Annotated in this window: 13 protein-coding genes and 1 tRNA gene; 5 read left to right on the forward strand and 9 right to left on the reverse strand. The window is 71.9% G+C overall.

The window, feature by feature from the left end; all coding sequences use genetic code 11:
* The first annotated feature begins 200 nt into the window (after positions 1-200).
* A complete protein-coding gene (locus EIO00_RS08570) occupies positions 201-428 on the forward strand; it encodes a DUF4287 domain-containing protein (RefSeq protein ID WP_140176948.1) in 228 nt (75 codons plus the stop codon).
* 133 nt (positions 429-561) lie between these two features.
* Here the strand turns inward: EIO00_RS08570 and EIO00_RS08575 are convergent, their stop codons facing one another.
* From EIO00_RS08575 to EIO00_RS08595, 5 genes are all read right to left on the reverse strand, one after another.
* Complete coding sequence (locus tag EIO00_RS08575) at positions 562-1,359, reverse strand: Bax inhibitor-1/YccA family protein (RefSeq protein ID WP_140176950.1); 798 nt, start codon at positions 1,357-1,359, stop codon at positions 562-564.
* A 158-nt stretch (positions 1,360-1,517) separates the two neighbouring features.
* Positions 1,518-1,591, reverse strand: a tRNA-Leu gene (locus EIO00_RS08580).
* Between the two features lie 128 nt (positions 1,592-1,719).
* Complete coding sequence (locus tag EIO00_RS08585; RefSeq protein ID WP_140176952.1) at positions 1,720-3,021, reverse strand: class I SAM-dependent methyltransferase; 1,302 nt, start codon at positions 3,019-3,021, stop codon at positions 1,720-1,722.
* An 18-nt stretch (positions 3,022-3,039) separates the two neighbouring features.
* Positions 3,040-4,404, reverse strand: a complete 1,365-nt coding sequence (locus tag EIO00_RS08590) for an NAD(P)/FAD-dependent oxidoreductase (RefSeq protein ID WP_140176954.1) — start codon at positions 4,402-4,404, stop codon at positions 3,040-3,042.
* 195 nt (positions 4,405-4,599) lie between these two features.
* Positions 4,600-5,460, reverse strand: coding sequence for a uracil-DNA glycosylase (locus EIO00_RS08595; protein WP_140176956.1), 861 nt, complete (start codon positions 5,458-5,460; stop codon positions 4,600-4,602).
* Positions 5,461-5,570: 110 nt separating this feature from the next.
* On the opposite strand from EIO00_RS08595, the gene EIO00_RS24780 reads away from it, so the two are divergent.
* Positions 5,571-6,257: a DUF2510 domain-containing protein gene (locus EIO00_RS24780; protein ID WP_206664085.1), complete on the forward strand. Its 687-nt coding sequence runs from the start codon at positions 5,571-5,573 to the stop codon at positions 6,255-6,257.
* A gap of 162 nt (positions 6,258-6,419) precedes the next feature.
* Here the strand turns inward: EIO00_RS24780 and EIO00_RS08605 are convergent, their stop codons facing one another.
* From EIO00_RS08605 to eno, 4 genes are read right to left on the reverse strand one after another with little or no spacing between them, the layout of a single operon-like run.
* A complete protein-coding gene (locus EIO00_RS08605) occupies positions 6,420-7,355 on the reverse strand; it encodes a Ppx/GppA phosphatase family protein (RefSeq protein ID WP_140176958.1) in 936 nt (311 codons plus the stop codon).
* Positions 7,352-7,891, reverse strand: coding sequence for a DUF501 domain-containing protein (locus EIO00_RS08610; RefSeq protein ID WP_140176960.1), 540 nt, complete (start codon positions 7,889-7,891; stop codon positions 7,352-7,354). The genes EIO00_RS08605 and EIO00_RS08610 overlap by 4 nt, the downstream gene beginning before the upstream one ends.
* A gap of 35 nt (positions 7,892-7,926) precedes the next feature.
* Positions 7,927-8,352 carry an FtsB family cell division protein gene (locus EIO00_RS08615; RefSeq protein WP_140176961.1) on the reverse strand — a complete coding sequence of 142 codons (426 nt, stop codon included), beginning with the start codon at positions 8,350-8,352 and terminating at the stop codon, positions 7,927-7,929.
* A 9-nt stretch (positions 8,353-8,361) separates the two neighbouring features.
* Positions 8,362-9,645, reverse strand: coding sequence for a phosphopyruvate hydratase (eno, locus tag EIO00_RS08620; RefSeq protein WP_140176963.1), 1,284 nt, complete (start codon positions 9,643-9,645; stop codon positions 8,362-8,364).
* A 216-nt stretch (positions 9,646-9,861) separates the two neighbouring features.
* Here eno and EIO00_RS08625 point away from each other — a divergent pair, with 216 nt between their 5' ends.
* The 3 genes from EIO00_RS08625 to EIO00_RS08635 are packed head-to-tail and all read left to right on the forward strand — an operon-like array spanning position 9,862 to position 12,588.
* Positions 9,862-10,908 (forward strand): ABC transporter substrate-binding protein, encoded by a 1,047-nt coding sequence (locus tag EIO00_RS08625; protein WP_140176965.1) that lies wholly within the window; start codon positions 9,862-9,864, stop codon positions 10,906-10,908.
* Positions 10,905-11,723 carry an ABC transporter ATP-binding protein gene (locus EIO00_RS08630; RefSeq protein WP_140176967.1) on the forward strand — a complete coding sequence of 273 codons (819 nt, stop codon included), beginning with the start codon at positions 10,905-10,907 and terminating at the stop codon, positions 11,721-11,723. Before EIO00_RS08625 ends, EIO00_RS08630 begins: the two co-directional genes overlap by 4 nt.
* Positions 11,713-12,588 carry an ABC transporter permease gene (locus tag EIO00_RS08635; RefSeq protein WP_140176969.1) on the forward strand — a complete coding sequence of 292 codons (876 nt, stop codon included), beginning with the start codon at positions 11,713-11,715 and terminating at the stop codon, positions 12,586-12,588. Before EIO00_RS08630 ends, EIO00_RS08635 begins: the two co-directional genes overlap by 11 nt.

Genomic DNA, 12,588 nt, shown 5'->3' on the forward strand with positions numbered 1-12,588 from the left:
GGCGGCCAGGGCATGGCCATGATCATCGAGCGGCTGAGCTGACCTCGTTTTCGATCGCGGCCCGCGTCCGATGGACGCGGGCCGCTCGTCGTTCACGGCGAATGATCTACGTTACGCACCGGATAGGTCCTCGTTGGGGGGTTGTCACCGGCCCTTCCCTGTTGCATTGTCGGCACAAGAGCCCGCCCCGGGAGGTGCCGATGTCCCTGAACCACTCGCCCGAAACGCACTCCAAGCTCCTCGAGCGCATCCCCCAGGTCACGGGACGTGACCTCGCCGAGTGGTTCAAGACCATCGAGAACGGACCGTCGTTCCTCCGCTGTGAGGAACGCTCGCACTGGCTGGCCGACGAACACGGGCTGTCCCACGGTTATGCCGCGGCGATCGTCCGCGAGCACGAGCGCAGCCGCCGGCTCCGCCGGCTCTGACCGACGGCCTCATCGCCCCCTGGATCCCATCGACGAAGCGCGCAAGGAACACTGAAGACGCCGAGCGGCCCCCGTCACGGCGTGACGGGGGCCGCTCGGCGTCTTGCGCGTGTGGCGCCGGGGCTCTCCCCCGCTACTCGCGGAGGTAGGACAGCAGGCGCAGCAGCTCCAGGTAGATCCAGACCAGGCTGAGCACCAGGCCGAAGGCGCAGTACCAGGCGAACTTCTCCGGCATGCCGGCGTAGACGCCCTGCTCGATGGTGTCGAAGTCCATCAGCAGGAAGAAGCAGCCCAGCAGGATGGCCACCACGCTGAAGGCGATGCCCAGCGGACCGCTCTCCCGGATGCCCAGGCTGGTGTCGGTGAACGCGGTGAGCAGCAGGTTCACCAGCATCAGGCCCAGCATCGCGAATCCGGCGGCGACGACGAACCGGGCCAGCTTGGGCGTCATCCGGATGATGCGCAGGGCGTGCACCGCCAGCGTGCCGCCGAACGCCAGCGCGGTCCCGATCACCGCCTGGAAGACGATGCCGTTGTAGAGCGTCTCGTAGTAGTGGCTGATCGCGCCGACGCCCACGCCGTACACCCCGGCGAACGCCAGCACCAGCGGCGCGTTGGCCTTCTGCCCGAAGCTGATGAACAGTCCCAGCCCGAGCTGAAGCACGAAGGCCACCACGGCGATCGCCAGCGCGGTCTCCAACGGCACCAGCGCCCAGGTCAGCGCACCGGTCAGCATCAGCGTGCCGAGCGCCATGAAGCCCTTGACCACGACATCGTCGATGGTCATCGTGCGCTGTGCCGGAGCCGGGGGCGCGTAGGCCGGCCGGCCGTACATGTCATGAAGCTGCTGCGGGCCGGGCGCGTACCCCGCGCCGCCGCCCATGTGCCGACCGAAGCGGTCGCTCCGGAAAGCGGGGTTGTGGCTCTGCATCCCTGGCCTCCGAACCTAACGTTCCTGCGACCAGTGTAGACGTGCCAGGCCGCCCCGACGTTCCCGGCGAACATGACGGGTCGATATCGATGCCGGGCGGCTGCGGGCGGCGCGGGACCGCCCGCAGCCGCCCGAAAAAAGGAACTGCGACCGGTTCGTGCCCCCGGTCGGATTCGAACCGACACCGAAGGCCCTTTTAGGGGGCCTGCCTCTCCCGTTGGGCTACGGGGGCGGTGTCAGCCTATCGAAACCGACGGGAAAATAAGGCACTCCCGTATTGGTCCGAGCCCGGCTTTTGCCCTTTCCAGGGGCAGACATTTCCCGGACTCCGACAATTCCCCGCAAATTCCCCGCCTCGGTTCAGCGGCCTCCGGAACGCGCGGCCAACGCGTCCGCCAGCGACTCCCCGGCCCGGCCGTCGCGATCCCGGCGCACGGCGTGGATCTCGTGCACCCCGATCCGACCGGTCTCACAGGCCAGCGCGGACGCGGCCAGATACAGCAGCCACACCCGGGCCCGGCCCGGAGTGGCCAGCTCGCCGCACTCGTCCCAGTGCCGGCGCAGATTGTCCGCCCAGGCGCGCAGGGTGCGGGCGTAGTGCTCGCGCAGCGCGGTGACCCGCCGGACCTCCAGTCCGGCCTCCTCCAGCAGCGAGATCACCTCGCCCAGCGGCCGCAGCTCGCCGTCCTCGGGGAACATGTAGCTGGTGGTGAACGTGCGGCGGACCTGATGCGGACCGGGCCGGCGCAGCGTCTGCTGCACCAGCAGCCGCCCGCCGGGGGCCAGCAGCTCGTGCAGCCGCTCGGCGGACAGCCCGGCCGTGCCGATCCCCCCGCCCAGCTCGGCGCCGCCCAGCCCCACGATCGCGTCGTAGGGCCCGTCCCCGGCCACGGTCAGATCCCCCAGCCGCGGCTCCACCCGGTCGACCAGCCCCATCTCGCCGGCGCGTTCCCGGATGTGGTCGGCCTGGGCGCGGGAGCGGGTCAGCCCCACCACCCGCACCGACTCCTTGCGCGCGACGTGGAAGGCGAACGCGCCCCAGCCGCAGTTCAGGTCCAGCACCCGGGCGCCGGGGAACAGGCCCAGCCGGTCGGCGACCGCCTCGCGCATGGCGCGCTGGGCCTCGTCCAGATCGTCGGCGCCCGTCCAGTCGCCGCAGCTGTAGGCCATGCTGTCGCCCAGCAGCAGCCGGAAGAACTCCGCCGACTCGCCGAACGGGCCGGCCCCCTCACCGCCCCGCCCGGCCGGGAACTCCTCCGCCGGCGGCTTGGGCTCGGGCCCCACCGCGCCCAGCATCACCGCGGTGCGGACGATCTCCCGCTTGTCGTCGCTGCTCAGCCTGATCGGCTCGTCCCCGCGCCGCATCACCGACTGCACCGCGCCCAGCGCGGCGAAGATGTCGCCCTCGATGTCCAGCTCGCCCGCCACATAGGCGCGGACCAGTCCCATCTCGCCGGGTTTCCACAGCAGCCGGCGCAGCGCCCGGCGGTGCCGGATCACGAACGCCGGAGCCGTGTCCGGGCCGATCGAACTGCCGTCCCAGGCCCGCACTCGGACCGGCAGCTTCGCGGCGTCCTGGTGCGGATCGCCCGAAGCACGGTCCGTGCCCAGCATGATCCTGGTCAGCAACGGCGCGAGCCGTACGGCGACACCATCTTGCATGCCCGGCCCACCTTCCTGTCATCGCCACAGCGAGGCCTCCCGGCGTCCCGCCGCCAACGAGAACTCCTCCCGCGGACGGTGAATCTCCCCCATGGAGACGATCTCACGCCGGAAGAACAACGCCAGCGTCCAGTCCGCGGTCACCCGCACCTTGCGGTTGACCGTAGGCATTCGAGACAGATGGTAAGTGCGATGCAGGAACCAGGCAGAATACCCCTTGAGCCTGATGCCATAGACGTTCGCCACGCCTTTGTAAAGCCCCAACCCGGCCACCGACCCGGCGTAAGCATGCCGGTACGGACGGCGGGGCCTGCCGTGCAGATCGGCCACCAGATTGTCGGCCAGCCGGCGGGCCTGCCGGACGGCGTGCTGGGCGTTGGGGGCGCAGAACTCGCCGGGCTTGGTCAGATCGGGCACCGCGGCGCTGTCGCCGGCGGCGTACGCCCCCTCCCGCCCGACCACCACCAGGTCGGCGCCGACCTTGACCCGGCCGCGCTCGTCCAGCGGCAGGTCGGTGTCGGCCAGCATCGGGTTGGGCTTGACCCCGGCGGTCCACACCAGGGTCCCGGCCTCGAACTCCCGGCCGTCGCTGAGCACGATCCGGCCGTTCTCGGCCGACTCCAGACGGGTGTTCAGCGCGACCTCGATGCCGCGGCGGCGCAGCGCCTCCACGGTCCACCGCCCCATCTCCGCGCCGACCTCCGGCAGGATCCGGCCGGTGGCCTCCACCAGCACCCACCGCATGTCGCCGGGGTCGATGGACGGGTAGTAGGCGCAGGCGTCGCGGGCCATGTCCTCCAGCTCGCCCAGCGCCTCCACCCCCGCGTAGCCGCCGCCGACGAACACGAACGTCAGCGCCCGGCGGCGGACGTCCGCACGCTGGGTGGAGGCCGCGATGTCCAGCTGGGACAGCACATGGTTGCGCAGGTAGATGGCCTCGCCGAGGCTCTTGAAGCCGATGCCGTGCTCGGCCAGGCCGGGGATCGGCAGCGTCCGGGAGATGGAGCCGACCGCCACCACCAGCCTGTCGTAGGGCAGCTCGCGGTCGCTCTCGCCGTCGTCCTCGGCGCCCGCCACGCGGACGGTGGCGCGCCGGACGGCGTGGTCGATCCGCACCGCCCGACCGTTGAGGATGGTGCAGCGGTGCAGCACCCGCCGCAGGGGGACGACCACGTGCCGGGGCTCCAGGTTCCCGGCCGCCGCCTCGGGCAGGAACGGCTGGTAGGTCATGTAGGACTGGGGCTCGACGACGGTGATCTGCACCCGCCCCCGGGAGATCTCCCGGCGGAGCCGGCGCTGCAGCCGCAGGGCGGTGTACATGCCGACGTAGCCGCCGCCGACGATGAGGATCCGTGTGGTGTTGCGCGTACGCGTAGCCGACATGCGGGTCCGGTACCCCCGCACGCGGACGCGTCACGTGACCCGGTGTCTCCGCGGCCGGCAGGGCCCCTCCCCCGGCAGGCCGGGGACCCTCCGAAGAAATCCCGTGAATCCGCCGAACCAGACCGGGCGCGGGCGCATCTCAACGGGTGAACGGGGGACACCGGCGGGTCAGGGCCCGACGGGGGCGCCCAGCGATCACGCGTCGCTGGGCAAGGCCCTGGCCCGATCCGCGTCCTGTTCCGCGAGGCGGCGGGCGCGGGCGAACACGGCGTCCAGCATCTCCTCGGTGACCCGGCCGGTGAAGGTGTTCTGCTGACTGGGGTGGTAGCAGCCCAGCAGCGTCACCCGGTCCACGTCGGTCCCCTCCGGCGGGACCAGCGCGACCTCCACGCCGTGCCCGAACCGGGGACGGGGGCGCGGCAGGCCGTAGCCCGCCTTCCGCAGCGCCGGCCATACCCCCTGCCAGGCGAAGCCGCCGAGCGCGACGACGACGCGGACCGATCCGGCGACCTCGGCGACCTCGCGTTCCAGCCACGGCAGGCAGGCGGTGCGCTCGGCGGGGGCGGGCTTGTTGTCGGGCGGGGCGCACCGGACGGTGGCCGCCATCCGGGCGCCGAGCAGCCGCTGGCCGTCTCCGGCGTGCACGCTGGTCGGCAGCGCCGCCAGACCGGTGCGGTGCAGGGACGCGAACAGCCAGTCGCCGCTGCGGTCCCCGGTGAAGATCCGGCCGGTGCGGTTGCCGCCGTGGGCGGCCGGGGCCAGCCCGACGATCAGGATGCGGGGCGCCTCCTCGCCCCAGCCGGGGACCGGACGTCCCCAGTACTCCTGGTCGGCGTACGCCCGGCGGCGCTGCACCGCGACCCGCTCGCGCCACTCCACCAGCCGCGGACAGGCCCGGCACACCGACTGGCGGGCGCACAGTTCGTGCAGGGTGGGGGCGGCGGCGGCCAGGGCGCGGACCTCATCGGGGGTGCGGGCGACGGGAGTGGCGGGGGTGGCCGGGTCGCCGGGCCACCCCGACCCCGGGGGAACGAAGGGAGCGTTGCCGGAGGACATGGCTCGATCCTCGCACGCGCGCCGGTCCCCCAGACCTGCTCGGCAGAACAGCGTTTGCGCGGTCGGGCGGGGGATACGATCAAGCCAGTGCGGGTGCTCGGAGGTGCGCGTTGAGTCAGCCGGGTTGGTACTCCGATCCTCTCGGCTCGGGCCGCCTGCGGTGGTGGGACGGGCAGCGCTGGACCGAGCACGTCCATCCGCCCGAGGAGCGGCCCGCCCAGCAGTCCCCACAGGCCCAGCAGGCGCACCAGGCGCAACAGGCCCAACAGCCTCAACAGCCCCAGCAGGGCGACGCCGACGCGGTGGTCGCGGACGTGCGCGGCTATCGCCTGCACGCCGACCAGCGCGGCATCGCCTACGGCGCCATCTCGATGATCTGGGCGGTCGTCGAATGGGTGGCGTACTGGCCGACCGGCCAGGGCCAGTGGGTCTTCCAGGTCGGCCGCGAGCCGTTCCACGGAGGGGCGCGCGTGGAGGTGGTCTGCGACCAGGAGGACCTGTGGAGCCAGCTGGTGGAGCTGTGCCGTTCCCAGGTCGAGCCGCGGCTGGTCGCCGAGCTGGCCGGGCGGGTGCGCGCCGGCGAGCAGATCGACGTGGGCGCCGGGCTGGCCGTGCACCCCGACGGGCTGAGCGGCGGGCAGGTCTCGCTGAGCTGGGCCGAGGTCGGCGGCGCGAGCATCCGGGACGGCCGGGTGTGGCTGCACCGGGCCGAGTCGGAGACCCCGGTGCTCTACGTCCCCCAGCAGAACCCGAACGCGGTGATCATCCCGGCGTTGCTGAGCGAGCTGAAGCGCTGAACCGCCCCGCACGGCGGCTCGTGCGGCCCGCCGGCCCCGTCCCGCTCCGCAGGGGTCCGCCCCTCCCCCGCCCGAAGGGGGCCTCCTCGGAGGTCTCCGACGACCCGCGGTGCGTCCCGCCGCGGGTCACGCGGGACCGCACCGCCCGCGGACCGGCGTCCCTCAGACCAGCGACCAGGCCAGTCCGTCCAGGATGTCGTGCTCGCTGACCACCACCGCGCCGAACCCGTACTCGCGCATGATCCGGTCCAGGATCAGCGCGCCCATGCCGATCACGTCGACCCGGCCGGGGTGCATCACCCCGATGGCCGCCCGCTCCTCGTGCGTCATCCGCAGCAGGTCGCGGGTGATCTGGTGGACCTGGGCGGCGGTGATCCGGGACAGGTGGATCCGGCTGGAGTCGTACTCGGACAGCCCCAGCGCGATCCCCGCCACCGTGGTCACCGACCCGGCCAGCCCGACCAGCGTGCGGGCCTCGTCCACCGGGACGGTCTCGCGGACGGCGGCCAGCGCGGCGTCGATGTCGGCGACCGCGGCGGCGATCTGCTCGGGGGTGGGCGGCGCGCCCGGCTCGGTCCGGCCGGGGCGGACGTGGCGCTCGGTCATCCGCACGCAGCCGATGTCCACCGACCGGGCGGCCTGCGCGTGGGAGGAGCCCACCACGAACTCCGTGGAGCCGCCGCCGATGTCCACCACCAGATAAGGCCGCGGAGGGCGCAGCCCGGCCAGCTCCCGGGTGGCGCCCAGGAACGACAGCTCGGCCTCCTCGTTCCCGGTGATGACCTCCGGCTCGACGCCGAAGATGTCCAGCACTCCGGCGGTGAACTCGTCCCGGTTGGCGGCGTCGCGGGTGGCGCTGGTGGCCGCCACCCTGACCCGCTCGGCGCCGTGCTGGTCGATCAGCTTGGCGTAGCCGCGCATCGCGGTGAAGGTGCGCTCCAGCGCCTGGGGGGCCAGCCGCCCGGTGCGGTCCACGCCTTCGCCGAGCCGGACGATCTCCATCCGGCGTTCCAGATCGGTCAGCCCGCCGTCGGCGATGTCGGCGATCAGCAACCGGACCGAGTTGGTCCCGCAGTCGACGGCCGCCACCCGGGTCATCGGTCTCCACCTTCCTGCTCGACCTGTACGCAGGGACCGTCCTGCCACCACTGCGGCAGGGCGTCCAGGGCCTCCCTGCCGAACGGATTGGCGCCCGGGACGGCCAGTTCATGGGCGACCAGCGCATGCAGGCACTTGACCCGCGTGGGCATGCCGCCGGCGCTCTGGGTGCCGGGCGGCAGCGGCTCGACGCCCTCCTGGCGCGCCGCCTCCTCTCGGCGTCGCAGATAGTCCTCGTGCGCGGCGGCGTACCGCTCGGCCAGCTCGGGGTCGTGGGCCAGCCGCTCCTGCATCCGGCGCATGACGCCGTCGGCCTCCAGGGTGCCGATCGCCGAGGCCGCCCGCGGGCAGGTCAGGTAGTACAGCGTGGGAAAGGGGGTGCCGTCGGGCAGCCGCGGAGCGGTCTCGATCACATCGGGCAGTCCGCACGGGCAGCGGTGCGCCACCGCGCGGACCGCACGCGGGGTGCGGCCGAGCTGCTCGGCGACGACGGCCAAGTCCGCGGGGGTGGGTCCGTCCTGGCGTCGGTCGGTCACGCCTTCCTCGCAATCGAGCCGGTCGATCCGGCCGGTCAGGGACGGTCGGCGGCCTGCACCGACCGCCACAGCGTCTCATACCAGGGGGGTTTGCGGGCGGGACCGGTCTGCCGGGGGGCGTCGTCGGCGTCGTCGTCCAGCACCACGTAGCACTTCTCCCCCGGCATGCAGTAGTGCAGCCGCCGCCGCGCCTCGCGTTTGATGTACGCCTCGTCCGACAGCCGCCGCTTGTGCTCGGCGAGCCGCTGCACCTCCCGGTAGGCGAGGCGCTCTCGGTGGCGCAGCTCGGCGATCTCCCGGCGCTGGGCGATGTACTCGCGCACCGGATAGGCCAGGGTGAGCGCGATCGCGCACACCACCAGCGCCAGGATGGCCGCACGGCCGGTCAGATGGCCGCGGGGCCGCCGGTCGTCGTCGCGGACGACGTCGCCGGCGGCCCGGGGATCGCGTGCGCTCGGCACGGCGGTCGGTCAGCCGTCCCAGGAGAAGCGCGGGAACGCGGAGGCGCCCGCGTAGCGGGCCGCGTCGCCGAGCTGCTCCTCGATGCGCAGCAGCTGGTTGTACTTGGCGACCCGGTCGCTGCGCGCCGGGGCGCCGGTCTTGATCTGACCGCAGTTGGTGGCCACCGCCAGGTCGGCGATGGTGGTGTCCTCGGTCTCGCCGGACCGGTGGCTCATCATGCAGCGGTAGCCGTGGGCGTGGGCCAGCGCGACCGCGTCCAGGGTCTCGGTCAGCGTGCCGATCTGGTTGACCTTGACCAGCAGGGCGTTGGCGGTGGAGCCGTCGATGCCGCGGCGCAGCCGCTCGGGGTTGGTGACGAACAGGTCGTCGCCGACGAGCTGGAGCCGGTCGCCCAGCCGCTCGGTCAGCGCGCGCCAGCCGTCCCAGTCCTCCTCGTCGAGGGGGTCCTCGATGGACAGCAGCGGGTAGGCGTCGGCCAGCTCGGCGTAGTAGTCGCCCATCTCCTCGGCGCTGCGCTTGCCGCCCTCGAACGCGTACACCCCGTCGGAGCAGAACTCGGTGGCGGCCACGTCCAGGGCCAGCGCGACGTCCCGGCCGGGGGTGAAGCCGGCCTGGCGGATCGCCTCCATGATCAGGTCGAGGGCCTCGCGGTTGCTGGGCAGGTCGGGGGCGAAGCCGCCCTCGTCGCCCAGGCCGGTGGCCAGCCCGCGCCCCTTGAGCACGGACTTGAGGGCGTGGTAGACCTCCGAGCCCCAGCGCAGCGCCTCGCGGAAGGTGCCCGCGCCGATCGGGGCGATCATGAACTCCTGGATGTCCACGTTGGTGTCGGCGTGCGCCCCGCCGTTGAGGATGTTCATCATCGGCACCGGCAGCAGGTGCGCGTTGGGGCCGCCGACGTAGCGGAACAGCGGCAGCTCGGCGGACTCGGCGGCGGCCTTGGCCACGGCCAGCGAGACGCCGAGGATCGCGTTGGCGCCGAGCCGGGACTTGCCGGGAGTGCCGTCCAGGTCGATCAACCGCTGGTCGATCAACCGCTGGTCGCTGGCCAGATAGCCGACCAGTGCCTCGTCGATCTCGTCGTTGACGGCCTTGACCGCCTTCTCCACGCCTTTGCCGCCATAGCGCTCCCCGCCGTCGCGCAGCTCCACGGCCTCGAACTGACCGGTGGAGGCGCCGGAGGGCACCGCGGCGCGGCCCTCGGTCCCGTCGTCGAGGAGCACCTCGACCTCGACGGTGGGGTTACCGCGGGAGTCGAGGATCTCCCGAGCGAACACTGCCTCGATCGAGGACACGGATCACTCCCTGTGGTGACGGCTGAGCTGTTTCGCCCACAGAGCCTATCGGGGGGCCGTCCGGCCCGCCCACCGGGCACGCCGCAGGGCATAGCGGACACCGATGAGCGAATCAGCGACGGCGGACCGCGCCCGGCGCACGACTTGACCAATCCCTACCAGGATTGTCTACTATCCGCCTTAGCAAATAGACATGATTAGTAGGGAAACTGTCCAATGCTACGCACATGGAAACGGCGCGCCGTCGCCGCCGCACTCGTCCTGTTCGCCGGCACCGGGGCGCTGACGGCCTGCGGCGGCGGCTCCGAAGAGGGCGCCGGAGGGGCCGAAGAGATCAAGCTGGGCTTCTTCCCGAACGTCACCCACGCTCCCGCGCTGGTCGGGATTGAGAAAGGCATTTTCACCAAGCACCTGGGCGTCGCCCCCAAGACCGCCACCTTCAACGCCGGCCCCTCGGCGGTGGAGGCGCTGTTCGCCAAGGGCATCGACGCCACCTTCATCGGACCCAACCCGGCCATCAACGCCTGGTCGCAGTCCAAGGGCCAGGGAATCAAGATCATTTCCGGGGCGGCCTCCGGCGGCGCCATGCTGGTGGTCAAGCCCGAGATCAAGTCCCTCGAGGACCTCAGGGGCAAGAAGATCGCCACCCCGCAGCTGGGCAACACCCAGGACGTGGCGGCCCGCTCGTACTTCAAGTCCAAGGGCCTGAACGTGGGCAAGGACGGCAGCGGGGACCTCACGATCGTCCCGCAGGAGAACTCGCAGACCATCGAGACCTTCAAGCAGGGCGTCATCGACGGAGCCTGGGTGCCCGAGCCGCACGCCTCCCGGCTGGTGGTGGAGGCCGGCGCCAAGGTGCTGGTGGACGAGAAGGACCTGTGGCCGGACGGCAAGTTCGTGGTGACCCACCTGATCGTGCGGACCGACTTCCTCAAGGAGCACCCCGAGACGGTCCGCAAGCTGGTCCAGGCCACCGTCGAGGCCGTCGACTACATCAACGCCAACCCCGAGGACGCCAAGAAGGCGGTGAACGACCAGCTGGCCGAGCTGGCCGGCAAGCCGCTGGCGAAGGAGATCATCGACGCCTCCTTCAAGAACATCACCTTCACCGTCGACCCGGTGGCCTCCTCACTGATCACGGGCGCCAAGAACGCCGAGGCCGTGGGCCTGCTGAAGCCGGTGGACCTGAACGGCATCTACGACCTCACCATCCTCAACGACGTGCTCAAGGCGAGCGGAAAGGCTCAGGTCAACGCAGGATGAACCAGGCCATCACGGCCGCCTCGAGCCGGGCCGCGACGGACGCCGTCGCGGTCCGGCTCAGTGGCGTCCGCAAAGCATTCGGTTCCGGCGACACGGCGCTGCTGGCGCTGGACGACGTCTCCCTCCAGGTGGCCCCGGGCGAGTTCGTGTGCCTGCTGGGCGCCTCGGGGTGCGGCAAGAGCACCCTGCTCAACCTGGTGGCCGCCCTGGACGAGCCCACCGCGGGCAGCATCGACACCGGCGGCGCCCGGATCGCCCTGATGTTCCAAGAGCCCGCGCTGTTCCCGTGGCTGACCGTCACCGGGAACATCGAGCTGGCCCTGCGTCAGCGCGGCGTCCCCAAGGCCGAGCGCCGCCGGCGCGCCGCCGAGCTGCTGGCCTCGGTGCACCTGAGCGGCTTCGAGAAGAAGCGCCCCCACCAGCTGTCGGGCGGCATGCGCCAGCGCGTGGCGCTGGCCCGCGCGCTGGCGCTGACGGTGCCGGACGAGAGCCACGACGACGGCAAGGGCACCGTGCTGCTGATGGACGAGCCGTTCGGCGCGCTGGACGCCATGACCCGCGACCTGCTGCACGACGAGATCGAGCGGATCTGGCGGGAGCGTGCGCTGACCGTGCTGTTCGTCACCCACAACGTCCGCGAGGCGGTGCGGCTGGGCGACCGGGTGGTGCTGCTCAGCAGCCGTCCCGGCCGGGTGGTGGAGGAGTTCCCGGTCACGTTGGAGCGTCCCCGCCGCATCGACTCCCCCGAGGTCGCCTCGCTGGCCGCCACCATCACCGACCGGCTGCGCGAGGAGGTCAGCCGCCATGGCTCTTGAGACCCACAAGTCCCCCGACCTGGACCGGCAGCTGGCCGGGCTGGACGCGCTGGAGCTGGCGACCGGGACCCGACGCAGCCCGCTGGCCAGGGCCTGGTCGGCGCTGTGGCCGATGCTCACCGCGGTGGCGATCGCGCTCACCGCCTGGGAGCTGGTGGTGCTCAGCGGCTGGAAGGAGCCGTGGGTGCTGCCCGGCCCGCGCGATGTGCTGCCGGAGTTCTGGAACGTGGTCAGCGAGGGCGACTTCTGGGCGGCGGTCGGGCTGACCATGCGGCGGGCGCTGGTCGGGTTCGCGGTGGCCATCGTGATCGGCGTGGTGATCGGCTCGCTGGTGTCCCAGTCGCGGATCCTGCGCCGGGCCTTCGGATCGCTGATCACCGGGCTGCAGACCATGCCGTCGATCGCCTGGTTCCCGCTGGCCATCCTGTTGTTCAAGCTCAGCGAGAGCGCGATCCTGTTCGTGGTGGTGCTGGGCGCCGCCCCGTCCATCGCCAACGGGCTGATCACGGGGGTGGACTACACCCCGCCGATCCTGCTGCGGGTCGGCAAGGTGATGGGGCTGCGCGGCCTGGGGCTGTACCGGCACCTGATCATCCCCGCCGCGCTGCCGTCCTTCGTGGCCGGGCTCAAGCAGGGCTGGGCGTTCGCCTGGCGCAGCCTGATGGCCGGCGAGCTGCTGGTGATCATCAACAACACCCAGTCGGTGGGAACCCTGCTGCACTACTCCCGGGAGCTGTCCGACACCCCGCGGATGATCTCGGTCATGATCGTGATCTTGATCATCGGCATCCTGATCGACCAGCTGTTCGGGCTGGCCGACCGGACGCTGCGCAACCGCTGGGGCCTGCGCACCGAGACCGGCTGA

The organism is Thermomonospora catenispora, from assembly GCF_006363815.1.
GTDB classification, from domain to species: Bacteria; Actinomycetota; Actinomycetes; order Streptosporangiales; family Streptosporangiaceae; genus Thermomonospora; species Thermomonospora catenispora.

Coding starts and splice junctions, on each gene's coding strand:
- EIO00_RS08605 (WP_140176958.1), bottom strand. CDS start 7,355: ATGACCCGGGTGGCGGCCGTCGACTGCGGGACCAACTCGGTCCGGTTG.
- EIO00_RS08625 (WP_140176965.1), top strand. CDS start 9,862: ATGCTACGCACATGGAAACGGCGCGCCGTCGCCGCCGCACTCGTCCTG.
- EIO00_RS08630 (WP_140176967.1), top strand. CDS start 10,905: ATGAACCAGGCCATCACGGCCGCCTCGAGCCGGGCCGCGACGGACGCC.
- EIO00_RS08595 (WP_140176956.1), bottom strand. CDS start 5,460: ATGTCCTCCGGCAACGCTCCCTTCGTTCCCCCGGGGTCGGGGTGGCCC.
- EIO00_RS08635 (WP_140176969.1), top strand. CDS start 11,713: ATGGCTCTTGAGACCCACAAGTCCCCCGACCTGGACCGGCAGCTGGCC.
- EIO00_RS08585 (WP_140176952.1), bottom strand. CDS start 3,021: ATGCAAGATGGTGTCGCCGTACGGCTCGCGCCGTTGCTGACCAGGATC.
- EIO00_RS08575 (WP_140176950.1), bottom strand. CDS start 1,359: ATGCAGAGCCACAACCCCGCTTTCCGGAGCGACCGCTTCGGTCGGCAC.
- EIO00_RS08590 (WP_140176954.1), bottom strand. CDS start 4,404: ATGTCGGCTACGCGTACGCGCAACACCACACGGATCCTCATCGTCGGC.
- EIO00_RS08570 (WP_140176948.1), top strand. CDS start 201: ATGTCCCTGAACCACTCGCCCGAAACGCACTCCAAGCTCCTCGAGCGC.